This is a genomic window from Halioxenophilus sp. WMMB6, assembly GCF_033283405.1.
Classification (GTDB): domain Bacteria; phylum Pseudomonadota; class Gammaproteobacteria; order Pseudomonadales; family Cellvibrionaceae; genus Halioxenophilus.
On sequence record NZ_JAWMQR010000008.1, the window covers coordinates 189,578 to 207,565 of the forward strand.

Below are 17,988 nucleotides of genomic sequence, written 5' to 3' on the forward strand. Positions count from 1 at the left end.
GTTTAGAGCAACCAACCAGCACCAACCAGCACCACCATCGATTATTGTCGCGTCTTGTAGTAGGCCTCTTCCGAAATGCGGTGATAGCCGCTCGCCTTCTCCTGGAAGCTGTGATAGCTCTCGTAGATCTTGGCGAATTGCGGGTCATTGGCCGACATCTCCTTATAAATCTGCAGGCTGATCGCTTTCAGTTTATCCAGCACCGCATCGGGCAGTGGCAGCAGCTCGACCCCATAGACATCCACCAGCTCTTTCAGTGCCGCATTGTTGGCGTTGGTGTACTGATCGAGCATCAACTGGTTGGCTGCCACCGCCGAGATCTCAACAATCTTCTGCAGATCGGGGGGCAGGGTGTTATAGGCATCTTGGTTGACGATAAACTCCAGCATTGAGCCCGGTTCATGCCAACCCGGGTAGTAGTAATATTTGGCAACCTGATAAAAGCCCATGGCCAGATCGTTGTATGGGCCCACCCATTCGGTGGCGTCGATCACCCCGGTCTGCAACGAGGTATAGAGCTCGCCCCCGGGAATATTGATCGCCACACCACCGGCGCGCGACCAAACCTCACCGCCCATACCGGGAATCCGCATCTTCAGCCCTTTGATATCATCCAGGGAGTTGATCTTCTTATTGAACCAACCGGCCATCTGCACGCCGGTGTTGCCACCCGGGAAGGGCACCAGATTAAAGGGGGCGTAGGCCTCGCGCCACAGCGCCATACCGCCACCGTGGGTGATCCAGCCGTTGGTCTCCTGGGCATTCATGCCAAAGGGGATGGTGGTAAACAGCACCGCGGCGGGAAATTTGCCCTTCCAGTAGTAGGCGGCACCGTGGCCCATCTCGACACTGCCGGAGGAGACCGCATCAAACACCCCCAGGGCTGGCACCAGCTCACCGGCACCATGCACCTTAATCTGCAGGCGGCCGTTGCTCATCTCATTGACGTTCTTGGCGAACAGTTCCGGTGCCGTACCCAAACCGGGAAAGTTCTTTGGCCAGGTGGTCACCAGATTCCAGCGAAAAACCTGCTGCGGGCCGCCACCGCCGCCCTCCAGATTCATGGTCACCCCTTTGGAGGTGGGTGTTGATTTGATGACTTCGTGGATGTAGAGGCCAAAGCAGAGCATGACCAGAGCCACCAGGAAGACCACCACTGCCGGTAACAAACGCTGGGATTCGGACATAACCTGTTCCTTATTGTTGTTTATTGTTATTGCGCCGCTACCGACTGCTGGTTAGGCCGGCTGTAGCTTGGCGTATTGTGCGGTTAACACTTTACTACCGACATCGTCGAAATTGATATGGATACGGCTGTTGGGACCACTGCCTTCGCAGTGCAGAATCACCCCCTCACCAAACACCGGGTGAATCACCCGCTGGCCGAGGCTCAAGCCCAGCTCCACCGGTTGGTCGCTCAGGCGACGCGTGGCCGGGCGCGACTGGAAGCTGGCCGGGCGGGCGACGGCGGCCTTGATGCGCACCTCCTGCAGGCAGTCGGAGGGGATTTCGCGCACAAACCGCGACACCGAATTAAAACTCTCTTTACCGTGAATACGACGGGTTTCCGCGTAGGTAAGTACTAACTTGCGCATAGCCCGGGTGATGCCCACGTAAGCCAGACGACGCTCCTCTTCGAGGCGGTCTGGATCCTCCACCGACATCTTATGCGGGAATAGATTCTCTTCCACCCCGGCGATGAACACCAGCGGAAACTCCAACCCCTTGGCCGAGTGCAGGGTCATCAGTTGAATGGCGTCTTCAAATTCATCGGCCTGCTCTTCGCCGGCATCCAGTGCCGCCTGGGCAAGGAATTCCGTGAGCGGGTCGAGCTCTTCATCCTCGCCCACAAACGAGCGGCAGGCGCTGACCAGCTCTTCCAGGTTCTCTTTGCGCGCCTGGCCCTTCTCACCCTTCTCTTTGCTGTGGAACTCCAACAGCCCGCTTTGGTGGATCACCCGCTCGGCGAGGTCATGCAGAGGCTCTTCGGTGTACTGACCGAGATTGTCGATCAGCTCGCGAAAGGCGAACAGACTACTGGCGGCGCGTTTGCTGAGCACATTGTTTTTTAACATCAGGCCGCTGGCCGCCCACAGGGAACAGCCCTGGTCGCGGGCAAACAGACGCATATCCTCCAGGGTTTTGCCGCCAATGCCGCGGGTGGGGGTATTGATGATGCGCTCCAGGGCGGCGTCGTCATCGCGGTTGACCATCAGCCGCAGGTAGGCCAATACGTTGCGGATCTCCAGTCGGTCGTAGAAGCGCTGGCCGCCGTAGATGCGGTAGGGCACCCCTTCACGCAACAGCGCCTCCTCTAGCACCCGCGATTGGGCATTGGAGCGGTAGAGGATGGCCACCGAGTCCCGACGGTTGCCCTGGCTGGCCCAGCGGCTGATCTGATCGACGATAAACCGGGCCTCATCCTGCTCGTTAAAGCCGGCGTAGAGGCTGATCGGCTCACCATCCTCACCGTCGGTACGCAGGGTTTTGCCCAGGCGGCCAAAGTTATTGCTGATCACCCCATTGGCGGCGCGCAGAATGGTGCCGGTGGAGCGGTAATTCTGCTCCAAGCGGACAATCTGGGTGCCCGGAAAGTCGCGGTCAAACTGTTGAATATTCTCGATGCGGGCACCGCGCCAGCCGTAGATCGACTGATCGTCATCACCCACCGCCGTCACCCAGCACTGGTCGCCGGCCAGCACCCGCAGCCAGGCGTATTGAATGGTGTTGGTATCCTGGAACTCGTCCACCAGAATAAATGGGAAGCGCTGTTGGTAGTGGTGCAGGAGCTCCGGCCGGTTGAGCCACAGTTCGTGAGCGCGCAGCAACAACTCGCCGAAGTCGACCAGGCTGCCGCGGTTGCAGGTCTCTTCGTACTCGCGATAGACCGCGAGCATGGTGCGCTCGTAGAGGTCGGCGCTCTCCAGCACGTGGCGCGCCCGTCGCCCCTCATCTTTGTGGCCGTTGATGTAACCCGCCGCCAACCGTGCCGGCCAGCGCTTCTCATCGACGTTAAGCACACCGTAGACGCGCTTGATCAGGCGCAGCTGGTCATCACTGTCGATCACCTGGAAGTTTTGCGCAAGCCCCGCCTCCGACCAGTGCGCCTGCAACAGGCGATGGGCCAGACCGTGGAAGGTACCCACCCACATGCCGCGCGGATTCGTGCCCAGCAGCTCCTCAATGCGGCCGCGCATCTCCCGCGCCGCCTTGTTGGTGAAGGTCACCGCCAGAATGGAATAGGGCGATACCCCCTCCTGCTGAATCAACCAAGCGATACGGTGCACCAGCACCCGGGTTTTGCCGGAGCCGGCACCGGCCAGGATCAATTGGTGGCAGGGCGGGCTGCTGACGGCCTGCTCCTGGGCGGGGTTGAGGTGTTCGAGTAGGTGCGTTGCTTTCATGGCGGGGGATTGTACCAGAGGCCGACCGGGAAGGTGGCGCTCACTGCTGCTGCGAGCAGAAGTTATAAGAGTTTCTTGTAGTAAAACTACAGAATGTTGGGATCTGGCCCCAAGAAAACCTATAATTTGTAGTCAAAATTTACTAACCCAGGGTGGCAGAGCCCCCCACACGAGGCTAGAACCCGCTTGGAAGTCACGCAACGGATCACCAATAATCTCGCCAACCTGCGCAAATCCGAGCGTAAAGTTGCCGATTACGTACTCGCCAACACGCGCAGCATTATTCATATGCGCATTGTCGATCTGGCCAATGCTGCCAAGGTGAGTGAGCCCACCGTGGTGCGCTTTTGCCGGGCGGTGGGCGCCCAGGGCTTTCAGGAGTTTAAGCTGATGCTGGCCCAGCAGCTGGCCAGCATGCCCAACTTCAGCCACGTGCCGGTAACCCCGGCCGACTCGGTGGCGGCCATCACCGAAAAGCTGTTTGACGCCACTATCGACACACTGCAGGAGGTGCGTCAGCAGCTCGACAGCAGTCGCCTGCAGGCCGCCATCGACGCCCTGGTGCAATCGCGGCGGGTGGAGTTTTACGGTTTTGGCGCCTCCGGTGCCGTGGCGGTGGACGCCCAACATAAGTTTTTCCGCCTGCAGCTGACCGCCGCCGCCTGCTCCGACCACCACATTCAGCATATGTCCGCCATGGGTATGATCGCCGGCGATGTGGTGGTGGCCATCTCGCAAAGCGGGCGCACCAAAGCCCTACTCGACTCCATGGCCCTGGCCCGCCAGCAGGGCGCCACGGTGATCACCATCGCCCCCAGTGGCTCGCCCATCTCCCAGGCGGCGACCATTAATATTGATGTCAACGTCGAGGAGGACCTGGATATCTACACGCCGCTCACCTCTCGCATTGCCCACCTATTAGTGATCGATATTCTCGCCTTTGGCATTGCCCAACGCAAAGGCGAAGATTTGCAGGAGCACCTCGCCAAACTCAAACGCGGCCTCACCCACCTGCGCCACTAGGTTTTTGCGCCAACAGCAGGAATTCACGGTTGCCATCGCCACCGGTAATGGGGCTGGGCAGGAAAAAGCGCACCGCCAAGCCCAGCTCGACCACCAGGGTTTCTATCTTCGCCTGCAACTGGGGATAGAGCGCAGCATCACGCACCAGGCCACCCTTGCCCACGTGCTCCCGGCCCACCTCAAACTGTGGCTTGACCAGGCTGATCAGATAGCCGCCGGGGCGGAGCAGAGCAGGTAGGTTGGGCAGAATCAGGGTTTGCGAGATAAACGACACGTCCATCACAATCAGGTCATACCCGCCGGGGCAGAGCTCGAGCAGGCTTGCCGCCGGCAGCTGCCGGGCGTTGATCCCCTCCAGGCAGGTGACACGGGGGTCGGCGCGCAGCTTCGCCGCCAACTGGTCGTGGCCCACATCCACCCCCACTACGTGAACAGCACCGGCCTGCAGCAGGCAGTCGGTAAAGCCGCCGGTGGATTGGCCGACGTCCAGTGCGGTTAACCCCGTCACCTCGACCTGGGCACTTTGCAGTGCGTGCGCCAGCTTCAGAGCACCGCGCGAAACGAAGCGGCTTGCCTCGTTCTCAGCAACCCGCAATACTGCATCGCCCGCCAGCGGCTGCGAGGGTTTCTCCACCGCCAGCCACAGCCCGCCCTGGGCCACCGACACCAGCCCCGCCTTAATCAGGCGGGCCGCCTGCGCCCGGGAACCGGCCAGTTGCTGGCTGACCAACAGCTGGTCGGCGCGTTGTCTCTTCTCGTTCATCATTTACCAAGGAAATTCGTGTTGGACCAAAGCCCGTTTGTCATCGCCAGCATTGCCAGCCAGCAGACCCACGCCCTGCGGCAGCAGCTGCTGCGCCCCCATCAAAGCCTGGCCGAGATGGCCTACCCCGGCGATGACGACAGTACCAGCCGCCATTTTGGCGCCCACATCGGCGACGGGCCACTGCTGGGTATCGTCTCTATCTACTGCCAACCCCACGCCACCCAACCCGGCCAGCCCGCCTGGCAATTGCGCGCCATGGCCACTGCCGGCGAGGTGCGAGGCTTAGGCCTTGGCCGCCAGCTGCTGAACGCGGCCGAGGCCTACGCCCGTAGCGTCAACCCAGAGGGCTGCTGGCTCTGGGCCAATGCCCGCGAAAGCGCCCTCGGCTTTTACCAAGCCTGCGGCTACCGCGTGCTGGGGGAGCTGTTTGAGGTACCCGGTGTGGGGCCACACCGCATTATTGAAAAGTGGTTAGCCAAATAACCAGGTGTGGGCGTAGGGCAGCAGAAAGGCACTGAGGCAGCCGGTTAAACCCATGCCCAACCCCGCCAGGGCACCGCAACGGACGCTGATCTCAAAGCCCCGGGCGGTACCCAGCCCGTGGCAGTTGATGCCCAACACCAACCCCTGCAGGCGATCATCGGTTAACCCCACCAGGCGAAAAATGGTCGGCGCCATCAAGCCGCCAATAATGCCGGTAAATACCGTTACCGCGGTGGCCAGTACCACCAGGCCGCCAATGCTCTGCGCCACGCCGATGGCGATGGGACTGGTGACCGATTTTGGCATCAGGCTGACCAGCACCTGCTGATCGGCGCCGGCCAGCCAGGCACAGCCGAGTGCCACCGCCGGCGCCACAATGGCGCCAAACACAATCACCACCATGGCCGGCAGCACCAGGCCGCGCAGGGCCGCCAGCTCAGCCTTCAACGGCACCGCCAGGGCGACAATCAACGGCCCCAGAAAGAACATCACCACCGAGTTGTTGCGCAGGTAGTCGGCGTAGTTGATTGGCATCAGGCTAATAGCACCCGCGATAATTAACGAGCCCACCAGCACTGGGTGCAACCACACCTTGTTGCCCGAGGCGCGGTAAGCCAGCAGGCCAATCTGAAAGGCCGCCAGGGTCAACAGCATGCTGGTCAGGGGCAGGCTGGCCACCTGGTTAAGGGCGCTGTCGCTCATCACGGCCGGCACATCCACTTCAACAGCAGCGCACACAGGGTGATGGAGATGGCCGTGCCACCCACCACCGCTGCCAGCAGCGCCGGCCACTGGCCAATCACCGATTCCGGCAGGAAGAAGAGCCCCGCGCCCGCCGGCAAAAACATCACCGCGATGTTTTTCACCAGCGTGTCACTGACTTTGGTGAGTGATTGCGGGGTGGGCACCACCAGCAGCACAGCGAACAACAGCACCAGGCCCACCACCGGCCCCGGCACCAGCCAGCCGAAACTGCGCACAATCAGCTCCCCCAGAAGCTGGAAGCCGAACAGCCAAAGCAGACCCTTGATGACCACTCTTTAAGCCTTGCGCAAAATTTGCCAAAGGTTTATCAGCGCCAGGCCGATAAAAGCCACCAGAGTCCAACCGGGAATGCTGACGCCGAGGAAGGTCCACACCACCTCGGCACAGTTGCCATCGCCGCGCAGCAGCACGGCCAGAGCATCTTTCAGGGGGAAGGCATCGAGGATATAACCGAGGCTTGGGCCACAGGCGGGCACCAGGTCCTCCGGCAGGCTCTGCAGCCAGAGCTGGCGCGATGAGAAGCCACCACCAATGATGGCCAACAGCATTCCCAGGCCGGCCAGCACCCGTCGCCAGCCGTAGCGCACCCCCAACAGGGCCGCCACGGCAGCGGTAACACCAACGGCTATAATGAAAATACGCTGGGTAATACAGAGGGCACAGGGTGTTAAACCCAGCTGATATTGAAAATAGAGGCCGACGCCGATCAGGCCGGCACTGCCCAGCGCCAAAATCAGGTTAGTGAGCCGGATACCGGGCATTAAAGAGTTTTTTTGAAACACAGTTTGAATTCCTAACCGCTGCCATTTTGGGGGCAGTGTAATGGATTTTGAGGCTGGCTGTTACCGTCCGACAGCGAGCACCGAAACCACCACAACGATCAACGCGCGAATGCCAGGCATCTGGCGTTAACAAAGCCAATAGCCGCCGCTGGGCGGGACTTAAACAGGAGGTTCGACCTTGTTAGTTAACAGATTACTCGCCGCCACGCTGCTCCTGCTGGTTGCCGCAGGCAGCTGGGCTCAGGAGGAGACCGAGGCCGAGCAGTCCACCATCCCCCCATCGGCGATCTACATCCCCTTGAAGCCATCGTTTGTAGTCAACTACGGTGGCCCCGGTAAGCTCAGGTACATCAAGGCCGACATTACCCTGCGCGTGCAGGATACCACCACCGCCAATCAGGTCCGCCACCATCTCCCCTATCTGCGCAACAACCTGGTACTGCTGCTCTCCAAACAGACGGATGAGTCGATCGATACCCAACAGGGCAAGGAGATTTTGCGCCAGGCGGCGCTGGCGGAGATGCACGCGGTACTGGAGGAGGAAGAGGGCAGTAGCGGCATCATCGACCTCTACTTCGATAACTTCATTATTCAGCGCTAGCGGCGAAGCTTTCCGGCAGCTGCTGCCGGAGGCGGCCGGCCTCGGCCAGCATCTGCGGCAGTATTCCCTCGAAGTCCTCGGCCAACTCTACGTAGCTTCGCTCCAGGCCGGTAAAGCCGGCGGCCAGCCCCAGGGGTCGGGCTCGGCGACTCTCCATGCGGCTTAAAATGATCTGCAGCTCGGCGAAATGGCGATAACTGGCCAACAGATCTATCTCCGAGCTGATCGCCAGCCAGCGCTGGGCGTTCGCCGGTAGGCACTCGTTAAAGCTGGCCATGGTCTGGTAGTAGCTACGGGTGAATTGGGCGAGCGGCGTTGGGTGGACTCGCGCCCAGTGGCGGGCCAGAAAGTGATCCAGCACCAAGTCCACCAGCACGCCGGCAATGCGTCGGTGCTGCTCGCCGAGGCGCGCCTGGGCCTGGCGAAAACCGGGCTGTTGGTTGCTCCAGGCATCCAGCTGACGATGCAACCAGATACCCTGTTCCACCGCCAGAGGCAAGCGGCCGCGCAGAGGCCCTTTGACAAAATCACCCAAGACACCCCCCACCTGTAACCCCCCAGAGTCACCGGCCAGCAGAATATGGGCTAGATAATTCAAGACATCTCGGCGCGGGAGCAGAAGTCGTATTGCGCATAGTAGTTGCGCAGGTACTGCTCAAAGGTGAGGTCGTCCTTGCTTTCGATATCCGCCTGTTCGGCCAGGGACTGCTCGGCAATGGCCGCCATCTGTGCCAATAGCTCCGAGTCCTGCGGCTGGCTTTGGAAATGGCGGCTATGCTGCTTGGCCATGGCCAGGGTAAGCTCCAGGAACTCCAGTTTCTGTTCGCGCATGTCGTGCAGCAGGCGGGCGGATGGGGTCAGCTCTGGGTCGACCAGGTAGGTTCGAAAGAGCGCCAGTGCCGCGCCATAACCCTGGTTGCCGCAGGCGCTGTCGAGCAGCTCGGCCACCGGCAACATGGCATCCATCAACTCCAGGCCCCACTGCTGCAGCGGCTTCTCGCCGTCGGTGGTAACCAGCTTCAGGCCCGGTTCGCGGCCGCGGTTGACGGTGCGCAGTTGGTTCTCCTGCACCGCCCGGAACTCCTTCTCAAAAGTGCGCGGACTCGGCTGCAGGCAGCAGTAGAGCAAGAAGATATCGAGCAGCAGCATCTGCTCACGGCTGATGCCCAGCGGCTCGTAGGGGTTGAGGTCGACGCAGCGCACCTCGATGTACTCCACGCCGCGATAACAGAGCGCGGTGAGTGCGGTTTCGCCATAGCGCGCGGTGCGCTTGGGACGGATGGCACTGTAGAACTCGTTTTCAATCTGCAACAGTGAGGTGTTGAGCTGGCTGGGCTTGCCATCGGCGCCCAGGGTGCCCAGCTCTGCGTACTCCGGGTAGGGGGTACTGATGGCGCTGCACAAGGTGCGCAGGTAGGAGCCAAGCTGGTTGTAGTCGATCACCAGGCTCTTTTGCGCGTTGCTCTGGTAACCCAAATCGCCCATACGCAGGGAGGTGGCATAGGGCAGGTAGAGGGTGCGGCCGCTCTCGTTCCAGCGCTGCAGTTTGTGGTCGCGGTCACTGACAAAACAGCCACACACCGCCGGCGAGGCACCAAACAGATAGATCAGCAGCCAGTAGTAACGGCGGAAATTGCGAATCAGATCGAAGTAGCGCACCGTGCGAAACTGCTGCATATCCAGGTTGCTGAGCGCCTGGGAGTGCAGGTGAGCCCAGAAAGGGCTGGGCAGGGAGAAGTTGTAGTGGATGCCGGCGATGGTTTGCATCTTGCGGCCATAGCGCTGGCTAAGACCGAGGCGATAGATGGTTTTCATCTGACCGACATTGGAGCTGCCATACTGGGCGACGGGAATGGAGTCGTCCTCACCCAGCATACAAGGCATGCTGTTTGGCCACAGGTGCTCGTCGGCCAGATGCAGATGGGTGAACTGGTGAATGGCAGCCAGCTGATCGATAACGGCATCCACCTGGTGTGACGGAGGCGTAATAAACTCCATCAGCGCTTCGCTAAAGTCGGTGGTGATCTGGCCGTGGGTGAGCGCCGAGCCCAACGCTTTGGGGTGCGGCGTGTGGGCCAGGGCGCCCAGCCCGGAAACCCGCAGGCTCTCTTTCTCCACACCGCGCATCATGCCGCACACCAGGGGAGCATTCTCCGGCAGGCTGAGGTCAGCCAGCAAATTCGAGAAATCGGCCACAGGGGCTCCTTAAATGATCAACAAGGGTTGGCAGGTGGCAGCACCACCCGGCCTAGGCACTTTCGGCTCGAAAGAAATCCATGTGCACATCTGCGCCGCCATCCTGGGGCGGGTTGGCATCGCTCTCGCTGGCTTGGGGTGACGCCTGGCTTGTGCTGGCGTCGCCCTCAACCGCGGCCTCCTCTTCAACGACCACCGGCGGCTCAACAATCCACTCCGCTGGAACTTGTGGCACGCCTTTTTCTGAAACCGGCAGTTCGACTATTTCAATTCTCTGGCCAAAATCTCGGGCGCTGATCTCAAACACCTCGTTGATGGCTTCATCTTTGTGGTGCGCCCGAAACAGGCTGGCCGCTTCCCGCCCGGAGACCCACTCGCCCTGGCGATTGAAAAAATAACCGTGTTGATTACGCAACAAAAATACTTGTGTCATGCCCTACTCTTGTTGGTGAGTTTGTCGATTGCCCCTGGCAGCAACGCTCCTGCCAATGCCGGAGGCTACCCTAAAGCAGCACACATAAAGGCGCCACTGGCCAAGCCGACCGATTTTATACCGATTCTCCGGCAATTGGTTTAACGAAAATTAAAAACCTTAACGCCATCCGACTCAGCAAGTGCCCGCCGGCAAACAGGCAAGATGGTGGCAAACCGCCAGATTTAAACCCCTCTTGCCGCCAGCGCCCGGGTCGCCACCACGGGTGGCTTATAACCAACCGGGCAGAAGAAAATAACAACGTCCCAAAATTGTCATATTAATGTCGCATTATCGCCGCCCTTGCGAGAAAATCGGCACCCCGGTGTCATGGGTGACAGTCCCTGCTTTGCCAAGTTGTGCACTAGACTTCAGTTAAATTCTCACAAGTTTGTGCTAACAACCCGTTTTTTAAGGTAAAAAAGGTGATTTTCTATTCGGAGCGGGTATTATTGGGGGTTCCCCTGGAAGTGACTGATCACAATTGGAGATGGCGCCGGTATCTTTATACCGCGAGCTCAGTCACCTCAACACCCGCAAAGCTGGCAATGGAGTGCGCTGATGGCGCGATCGAACCAAATTCAAATACGACTATCTGAGCTCCGGCACCCGCGCCAGAATTGCAATAGTAAGCGACTAACAAACTAGCCATGAACCGTCCCTCAGCCATAGACAGCTTCTCGTCTCAGGTGCAGCGCCATCTCGGCACGCCCCAGAGCCTGGCTGTTTTGCGCAACCTGCTGGTACTGACCATGCTGTTGTGGGCCTGTTTCACCCTGGCGCGACTGTTTTGGTTGATGGTGCCGGAGCCCGATCTACCCGAGGTTGCCAGCACCAGTCCACGCAATGCCCTGGTACGCAACACCCCCACCAGCGTCGGCGACGTCGACCTGGAGCCACTGCTGGCCACAGAGCTGTTCGGCCCCCTGGACGCCACCGCCCCCGAGCCGGAGGTGGCCCAGCCGGTAGCGGTAGAGACCGCCGCCGAAACCAAATTAAACCTGACGCTCAAGGGCGTTATTAAAAGCAGTATCGCCGAGAACTCCCAGGCAATTATCGCCCACGGCCGCGAGGAGAAGGTCTATCACGTCGGCGACTCGCTGCCCGGCGGCGCCCGGGTGCTGCTCTATCAGGTGGATTCAGATCGGGTGATTCTCGACAACGCCGGCCGCAAAGAGGCGCTCAACCTGTTTGATAAAAACGCCGTCAGCAGCGCCAGCAGCGCACCGGAACCGGCCGGCCGGGCCGGGCCGGTGGTCGACTTCAGTAACGAGCCAGTCACCGCTGGGCTGAACGACGACAGCGACAACGAGGAGGAGGCGCCCGAGCAACGCGTCATCTCCAGTGTGCCTAAATCCCTGGCGGAGGTGATCAAATTCAGTGTCGCCCGGGAAGATGGCGAAATTATTGGCTACAAAATTCGACCGGGGCGCGACCGCGACACCTTCAGCTCCCTGGGTTTAGAAACCAACGACATAGTTACCGACATAAACGGTATTGCTTTGACCAGTTCCGGCAGCGTAACCCAGGTTTACCGCGAGATGCGCACGGCCACCAGTGCCACGGTGACCCTGCTGCGCGATGGCCAGTCAATGCAAATTAACGTTTCGCTCGATACAGACCAGTGAGGATCAACGTGCGTGCACTCATCCTAGCCGCCCTAATCGTCTGCGCGCTGCCGGCCTTTGGCCAGGCCAACAAGCCCGAGACACTAACGCTCAACTTCAACGATGCCGATATCGTTGAGGTAATACGCTACGTCGCCGACCGCACCGGCAAAACCGTGATTATCGACCCGCGCGTGAAGGGCAAGGTGCAGGTCTTCACCAACGGCGAAGTGACCCAGGACCAGGCCTACTCGCTGCTGCTCTCCATTCTCGATATCCACGGTTTTACCGCCTACGAAAACGACGGGGTGGTGCGCGTGGTGCCCAACAAGGATGTGCGCTCATCGCCCATTCCGGTGACCAGTAATGCCGTTTCCAAAACCGGCGATGAGTACGTTACCGAGGTGATCGTGCTGCGCAATATCTCCGCCGCCAAGGTGCTGCCGGTATTGCGTCCGCTGGTGGCCCAGCACGCCCACATGGCCGCCTACGACCCAAGCAACTCCATTGTTATCTCCGACACCGCCGCCAACATCGCCCGAGTTAAAAAGATCATCGCCCAGATCGATACCGCCGCCGTGGCCCATACCGAAATCATCGAGCTGGAGTACGCGCCGGTGGCCGAGGCGCTGAAAATGTTGGAGCAGCTGCTCTCCGGCGACGCCGGCAAGGATACCGGCAACCTGAAGATGGTGGCCGATGCCCGCACCAATTCACTGCTGGTCAGCGGCGACGAACTGCAGCGCTCGCGGGTGCGCGGCTTGGTCTCCCGTCTCGACCGGCCCCAGGCGCAGACCGGCAACGTACGTGTGCTCTATCTGGAGTACGCCAAGGCGGCGGATGTGGCCCAGGTATTGGCCAAACTGCTGCAAAATATCGAGAAGTCCGCCAGCACCGACAAAACCAGCACCAGCAAAGCCTCCGTAGAAGCCGATGAATCCACCAATGCGCTGCTGATCACCGCCGAGGGCGACACCCTGGAGTCCCTGCTGCAGGTGGTCCAGCGGCTCGACATCCGCCGCGCCCAGGTACTGGTGGAGGCGGTAATCGCCGAAATAGAAGATGTCGACGGTAAAGATCTGGGTATTCAGTGGCTGTTCGCCGATCGCAATGGCGGCTTTGGCGCCACCTCCAGCGGCGACGGCACTCTCTCTGCCGCCGGCGAACTGGTGCTCTCCGAAGACGACGATGTTCTGGAACAGTTGGCCGGCGCCATCGGCACCCTCACCGGCACCACTCTGGGTTTGGGTGACTTCGACGGCGAGAAGGGTTTTGTCGCTCTCATCAATGCCCTGCAGGAGAAGACCAACTCCAACATCCTCTCTACCCCCAGCGTACTCACCACCGACAACCACGAAGCAGAAATCGCCGTCGGCCAGGAGGTGCCCTTCGTCACCGGCAGCTTCACCAGCACCGAGGGTAACGTCAGCAACCCCTTCCAGACCATCGAACGGCAGAATGTGGGTATCACCCTGCGGGTGACACCGCACGTCAACGAAGGCAACAAGATTATTCTCGATATCGTGCAGGAGGTCTCCAGTCTCACCGGCGAGACCAGCGCCTCCGACGTCATCACCAACGAGCGCTCCATCACCACCCAGGTGTTGGCCGCCGATGGCCAGGTGGTGGTACTGGGCGGCCTGATGCGCGATAACGTGCAGACTTACCAGTCACGCGTGCCGGTATTGGGTAGTATTCCCCTGCTTGGCCGGCTGTTCCGCTCCAACCGCGATCAGATCACCAAAACCAATCTGTTGGTGTTTATTCGCGCCACGGTCATTCGCGACGACGACACCCTCACCGGCACCACCGCCGAGAAGTACCGCTTTATCCGCGAGCAGCAACTGCTGCGCCGGGAGCGCAAGGGGCTGTCGCTGGATCGCAAACTGCTGCCAGTGGTTCCGGAGTGGCCCATCGCCCCCGACACCGACCTCTCTGGCTACAGCGACACGCTGGATGCCATCGACGCCGAAAAAGCCAAAAAAGACGATTAACCCCCAGGGTAGAGTCATGAGCGAAACGCCCATCAGCGACCAACAGACACCGGCTTACCCAACCGAGCCGGAAGCGGCCGAGGCACCCGCTGCGGCGGTGGCCAATGCGCTCCCCTTTGGCTACGCCAGCCAGAAAGGGGTATTGGTGAAAGATGGCCAGCTGCTCTATCGTGGCAGCCTGCGCCTGCCCCTGCTGCTGGAGCTGCAACGCCACCTGCAGCGCCCCTTCACCACCCTGCCGATCAGCGATGAGGAGTTCCAGAAGCACCTCAAAGATATGTACCACGGCGCCAGTGGTTCGGCCCAGCAGGCGGCCGACGAGGTGGCCGATGACCTCGGCACCGACATCGACCTCGACTCCCTGGCCGAGGAGCTCTCCGACGACAAAGAGCTGCTCTCCGGCAACGACGACGCGCCGGTGATCCGGCTGATCAACGCCATCCTCTCCCAGGCGGTGCGCGAGAAGGCCTCGGATATTCACATCGAACCCTACGAAGACCGCGTCGCAGTGCGCTTTCGTGTCGATGGCGTACTCACCGAAATGCTCTCACCCAAGGCAGTGCTGGCACCGCTGTTGGTCTCCCGTCTGAAGGTGATGGCCAAACTCGATATCGCCGAGAAGCGCCTGCCCCAGGACGGCCGCATTACCGTCAAACTGGCCGGCCACGGCCTGGATATCCGCCTCTCCACCATCCCCTCCGCCCACGGCGAGCGGGTGGTGCTGCGGCTGCTCGATACCACCGCCGGGCAGCTCTCCTTAAAACAGATCGCCATGCCGGCCCAGGTCTACAACGGCTTTGCCGGCGCCCTGGCCAAGCCGCACGGCATTATTCTGGTCACCGGCCCCACCGGTTCCGGTAAAACCACCACCCTCTACGCCGGCCTCAGCCACATCAATGACCGCAGCCGCAATATCCTCACCATTGAAGATCCGGTCGAATACCTGCTGCCCGGCATCGGCCAGACCCAGGTCAACAGCAAAATTGACATGACCTTTGCCCGCGGCCTGCGCGCCATCCTCCGGCAGGACCCGGACGTGGTGATGGTGGGTGAGATCCGCGACCGCGAAACTGCGCAGATCGCCGTGGAGGCGAGCCTTACCGGCCACCTGGTGCTCTCCACTCTGCACACCAACACCGCCATCGGCGCGGTAACCCGGCTGCAGGATATGGGCATTGAACCCTTCCTGCTCTCCTCATCCATTACCGCCGTCATGTCTCAGCGCCTGGTGCGCGTACTCTGCCCGCACTGCAAACGGGCCGATCACCCCACCCCGGCCGAATGCAAACACCTGGGCATCTCGGAAGAGGCCACCATCTACCGCGCCGAGGGCTGCAGCGAGTGCCACCAGCAGGGCTACCGCGGCCGTAGTGCCATCTACGAGTGGGTCGATATTGACGGGCCCCTGCGCCAGTTAATTCACGAAGACGCCGGCGAACTGGCACTCGACGCCCAAGCCCGGCACCAGTCGCAATCAATTACCGAGTGCGGTCGCGACCGGGTACTGGCCGGCGACACCAGCATTGAAGAGGTAATGCGGGTCACCACCGCGGTTTAACACCATGGCAGCCTTCAGTTACACAGCCATCAACAACGCCGGCAAAACCGTCAAAGGGGTTATTGAGGGCGACAGCGAACGCCAGGTGCGCGCCCACCTGCGCGGCCAGCAGCTGAAGCCACTCACCGTCGCCACCACCCGCGAAAAGAGCGCCAAAGGGGGCGGCCGCAAGGGGGCTGAGGCCAGCGGTTTCAGCCTGGCTAAACTTTTCCCCGCCAGCCTCAACATCAAAGAACGGGCCCTGGTTACCCGCCAGCTGGCGTCGCTGTTGCAGTCCGGCCTGCCGCTCGATGAATCGCTCAACACCGCCGCCAAACAGGCCGGCCGGCCGGCGGTACAGTCGATTCTGTTCAGCATCCGCTCGCGCGTGCTGGAGGGCCACTCCCTGGCCCAGGCCTTCTCCGAGCACCCCAAAAGCTTCGACTCCATGTACCGCTCCATGGTGCGCGCCGGTGAATCCTCCGGCTACCTGGGGCAGGTGATGGAACAGCTGGCTGAGTACATCGAGCGCAACCAGCACACCGCCAACAAGCTGAAAATGGCGATGATCTACCCGGTGGTGCTGCTCACGGTGAGCGTTAGTGTGGTGACCATCCTGATGGTGTTTGTGGTGCCGGACCTGGTGCAGATGTTTGAGCAGAACGAGCGCACCCTGCCACTGATCACCCGCATCCTTATCGGCTTCAGCGATCTGCTGCGCAACTTCGGCTGGCTGATTCTGCTGCTCCTCATCGGTGGCGTGGTCGGCTTCCAATACCTGATCAAAAACGCCGAACGGCGGCGCACCTGGCACCGCTTTCTGCTGCGCGTACCCCTCGTTAAAAGCGTGATTTTACTGGCCGACAGCTCCCGCTTTGCCGGCACCCTGAGCCTGTTGGTGGAGAGCGGTGTGCCACTGCTGCAGGCGCTGCGCATCGCCACCCAGGTGCTCGGCAACACCGAATTGCAGCACGCCTGTTCCGATGTTTCGCGCACGGTGCAGGAAGGGGGCTCGCTCAACAAGGCGCTGAAGCAGGCCGGCTGGTTTCCACCGCTGCTGGTGCAGATGACCGCCAGCGGCGAGGCCAACGGTACGCTCGACAAACAACTCAAGCACTGCGCCACAAACCAGGAGCGCGAGCTGGAGATGAAACTGACCACAACCCTCGGCATTTTTGAGCCGGCGATTGTGGTGATTATGGGTGGCGCCATCGCCTTTATCATGATGGCGATACTGCTGCCCATCTTCGACCTTAACCAAATGGTTGGCCACTAGGTCTAGCCAACACAAACTCATAACCACGAAATACTGGAACGCGCTATGAAACGTCTTCACCGACAACAGGGTTTCTCACTGATCGAAATTATGGTGGTGCTGGTCATTATGGGCCTGCTGATTGGCATAGTGGCGCCGAGGGTCCTGGATAACATTGGCAAGGCCAATTACGGCCGCCTGTTTGCCGATTTCAAATCCATCGAAACCGCGTTGCAGACCTACCGGCTCGACAACTACGTCTACCCCAGCAGCGAGCAGGGTTTGGGTGCACTGGTCGAGAAACCAAGCCTGGACCCAGTACCCCGTAAATACCGCGAAAGTGGCTATCTCCCGAAAATGCCGAAAGATCCCTGGGGCCGCGATTATCTCTACCTGAGCCCCGGTGAGAGCCACGAGTTTGAGATCTTCTCCTACGGCGCCGATGGTGTGCCAGGTGGCGAAGGCGACAATCGCGACGTCAACAACTGGGATAACCAGGAAGATTTCTAACGGCTATGAACACGCGCCGCTCAGCAGCAGGCTTCAGTCTTATCGAGCTGATGGTGGTTCTGTTCGTTATGGCGCTGGCCATCGGCATGGCCACATTTCAGGGCTTTCGCTTCGATGCCGACAGTGAGCTGCAGAATTTTGGCGAAGAGGTCTACGCCCAGCTGCAGTTTGGCACCGACCAGGCGCTGTTTGGCGGCGAACACTTAGGCCTGGTGCCGGAGGTCTTTAACACCGCCAGCAACGAGCAGGCCTGGCAGCTCACCTGGCACCGCTGGCGCGATGGCGAGTGGTCGCCGGTCACCGAGCTGCCGCCGATCAAACCGCCGGACTTTATCAAGCTCGGCATTGAGATAGACGAGCAGCCGGTGGATCTCTGGCGCTGGCTTGAGTTCGACAAACCGCTGCCGGTGATCATCTTCTACGGCGGTGGCGAAGCCCTGGCGGCGACCCTGATTTTGGAGCTGGATTCACAGTCAGCCCAGTCGGTGCGCGATCTGGAGCGCCGCTATGTGCATATGCAGATCAACGAAATGGGCCGCATCACCTGGCTGGAACGCAGCCAGGAGGCCGAGCGGCAGCTGGGGAAACTCTAG

Annotated in this window: 18 protein-coding genes; 9 read left to right on the plus strand and 9 right to left on the minus strand. The window is 60.6% G+C overall.

All coding sequences use genetic code 11. The features are described 5' to 3' along the window. Nucleotides 1-41 precede the first annotated feature (41 nt). Nucleotides 42-1,187 carry a TRAP transporter substrate-binding protein DctP gene (locus SBL51_RS18075; protein WP_317932509.1) on the minus strand — a complete coding sequence of 382 codons (1,146 nt, stop codon included), beginning with the start codon at nucleotides 1,185-1,187 and terminating at the stop codon, nucleotides 42-44. Between the two features lie 51 nt (nucleotides 1,188-1,238). Next, on the minus strand, nucleotides 1,239-3,404 hold the full coding sequence (gene uvrD, locus SBL51_RS18080; RefSeq protein WP_317932510.1) for a DNA helicase II: 2,166 nt from the start codon (nucleotides 3,402-3,404) through the stop codon (nucleotides 1,239-1,241). Between the two features lie 186 nt (nucleotides 3,405-3,590). On the opposite strand from uvrD, the gene hexR reads away from it, so the two are divergent. Further along, on the plus strand, nucleotides 3,591-4,427 hold the full coding sequence (gene hexR / locus SBL51_RS18085; RefSeq protein WP_317932511.1) for a transcriptional regulator HexR: 837 nt from the start codon (nucleotides 3,591-3,593) through the stop codon (nucleotides 4,425-4,427). Here the strand turns inward: hexR and SBL51_RS18090 are convergent. After that, nucleotides 4,408-5,193 carry a TlyA family RNA methyltransferase gene (locus tag SBL51_RS18090; protein ID WP_317932512.1) on the minus strand — a complete coding sequence of 262 codons (786 nt, stop codon included), beginning with the start codon at nucleotides 5,191-5,193 and terminating at the stop codon, nucleotides 4,408-4,410. The two genes, hexR and SBL51_RS18090, sit on opposite strands and share 20 nt — an antisense overlap. A 15-nt stretch (nucleotides 5,194-5,208) precedes the next feature. On the opposite strand from SBL51_RS18090, the gene SBL51_RS18095 reads away from it, so the two are divergent. After that, a complete protein-coding gene (locus SBL51_RS18095; RefSeq protein WP_317932513.1) occupies nucleotides 5,209-5,676 on the plus strand; it encodes a GNAT family N-acetyltransferase in 468 nt (155 codons plus the stop codon). On the opposite strand, the gene SBL51_RS18100 is transcribed toward SBL51_RS18095, so the two are convergent. The 3 genes from SBL51_RS18100 to SBL51_RS18110 are packed head-to-tail and all read right to left on the minus strand — an operon-like array spanning nucleotide 5,665 to nucleotide 7,223. Continuing rightward, complete coding sequence (locus SBL51_RS18100; protein WP_317932514.1) at nucleotides 5,665-6,378, minus strand: LrgB family protein; 714 nt, start codon at nucleotides 6,376-6,378, stop codon at nucleotides 5,665-5,667. The two genes, SBL51_RS18095 and SBL51_RS18100, sit on opposite strands and share 12 nt — an antisense overlap. Then, nucleotides 6,378-6,713: a CidA/LrgA family protein gene (locus SBL51_RS18105; RefSeq protein ID WP_317932515.1), complete on the minus strand. Its 336-nt coding sequence runs from the start codon at nucleotides 6,711-6,713 to the stop codon at nucleotides 6,378-6,380. The genes SBL51_RS18100 and SBL51_RS18105 overlap by 1 nt, the downstream gene beginning before the upstream one ends. Nucleotides 6,714-6,716: 3 nt before the next feature. Further along, nucleotides 6,717-7,223, minus strand: coding sequence for a disulfide bond formation protein B (locus tag SBL51_RS18110; RefSeq protein WP_317932516.1), 507 nt, complete (start codon nucleotides 7,221-7,223; stop codon nucleotides 6,717-6,719). A 178-nt stretch (nucleotides 7,224-7,401) separates the two neighbouring features. Between SBL51_RS18110 and SBL51_RS18115 the strand changes: the two genes are divergently transcribed. After that, the gene (locus SBL51_RS18115; RefSeq protein WP_317932517.1) at nucleotides 7,402-7,824 is read left to right on the plus strand and encodes a flagellar basal body-associated FliL family protein; all 423 of its coding nucleotides are present in this window, start codon (nucleotides 7,402-7,404) and stop codon (nucleotides 7,822-7,824) included. Here SBL51_RS18115 and SBL51_RS18120 read toward each other — a convergent pair. Genes SBL51_RS18120 through SBL51_RS18130 form a run of 3 tightly spaced genes read right to left on the minus strand, consistent with a single transcriptional unit; the run spans nucleotide 7,811 to nucleotide 10,453 of the window. Then, nucleotides 7,811-8,422 (minus strand): ACP phosphodiesterase, encoded by a 612-nt coding sequence (locus tag SBL51_RS18120; RefSeq protein WP_317932518.1) that lies wholly within the window; start codon nucleotides 8,420-8,422, stop codon nucleotides 7,811-7,813. The genes SBL51_RS18115 and SBL51_RS18120 overlap by 14 nt on opposite strands. Beyond that, nucleotides 8,419-10,020: a glutamate--cysteine ligase gene (gene gshA / locus SBL51_RS18125; protein ID WP_317932519.1), complete on the minus strand. Its 1,602-nt coding sequence runs from the start codon at nucleotides 10,018-10,020 to the stop codon at nucleotides 8,419-8,421. The genes SBL51_RS18120 and gshA overlap by 4 nt, the downstream gene beginning before the upstream one ends. A gap of 52 nt (nucleotides 10,021-10,072) precedes the next feature. Beyond that, on the minus strand, nucleotides 10,073-10,453 hold the full coding sequence (locus tag SBL51_RS18130) for a hypothetical protein (RefSeq protein WP_317932520.1): 381 nt from the start codon (nucleotides 10,451-10,453) through the stop codon (nucleotides 10,073-10,075). Between the two features lie 689 nt (nucleotides 10,454-11,142). Between SBL51_RS18130 and gspC the strand changes: the two genes are divergently transcribed. From gspC to SBL51_RS18160, 6 genes are read left to right on the plus strand one after another with little or no spacing between them, the layout of a single operon-like run. Then, entirely contained in the window at nucleotides 11,143-12,120 is a 978-nt protein-coding gene (gene gspC / locus SBL51_RS18135) for a type II secretion system protein GspC (protein WP_317932521.1), read from the plus strand. 8 nt (nucleotides 12,121-12,128) lie between these two features. Then, nucleotides 12,129-14,093: a type II secretion system secretin GspD gene (gspD, locus tag SBL51_RS18140; RefSeq protein WP_317932522.1), complete on the plus strand. Its 1,965-nt coding sequence runs from the start codon at nucleotides 12,129-12,131 to the stop codon at nucleotides 14,091-14,093. A 16-nt stretch (nucleotides 14,094-14,109) separates the two neighbouring features. After that, nucleotides 14,110-15,651, plus strand: coding sequence for a type II secretion system ATPase GspE (gene gspE, locus SBL51_RS18145; protein ID WP_317932523.1), 1,542 nt, complete (start codon nucleotides 14,110-14,112; stop codon nucleotides 15,649-15,651). Between the two features lie 4 nt (nucleotides 15,652-15,655). Next, nucleotides 15,656-16,906 (plus strand): type II secretion system inner membrane protein GspF, encoded by a 1,251-nt coding sequence (gene gspF / locus SBL51_RS18150; protein ID WP_317932524.1) that lies wholly within the window; start codon nucleotides 15,656-15,658, stop codon nucleotides 16,904-16,906. Nucleotides 16,907-16,951: 45 nt separating this feature from the next. Then, nucleotides 16,952-17,395 carry a type II secretion system major pseudopilin GspG gene (gene gspG / locus SBL51_RS18155; RefSeq protein ID WP_317932525.1) on the plus strand — a complete coding sequence of 148 codons (444 nt, stop codon included), beginning with the start codon at nucleotides 16,952-16,954 and terminating at the stop codon, nucleotides 17,393-17,395. 5 nt (nucleotides 17,396-17,400) lie between these two features. Further along, nucleotides 17,401-17,988, plus strand: coding sequence for a prepilin-type N-terminal cleavage/methylation domain-containing protein (locus SBL51_RS18160; RefSeq protein ID WP_317932526.1), 588 nt, complete (start codon nucleotides 17,401-17,403; stop codon nucleotides 17,986-17,988).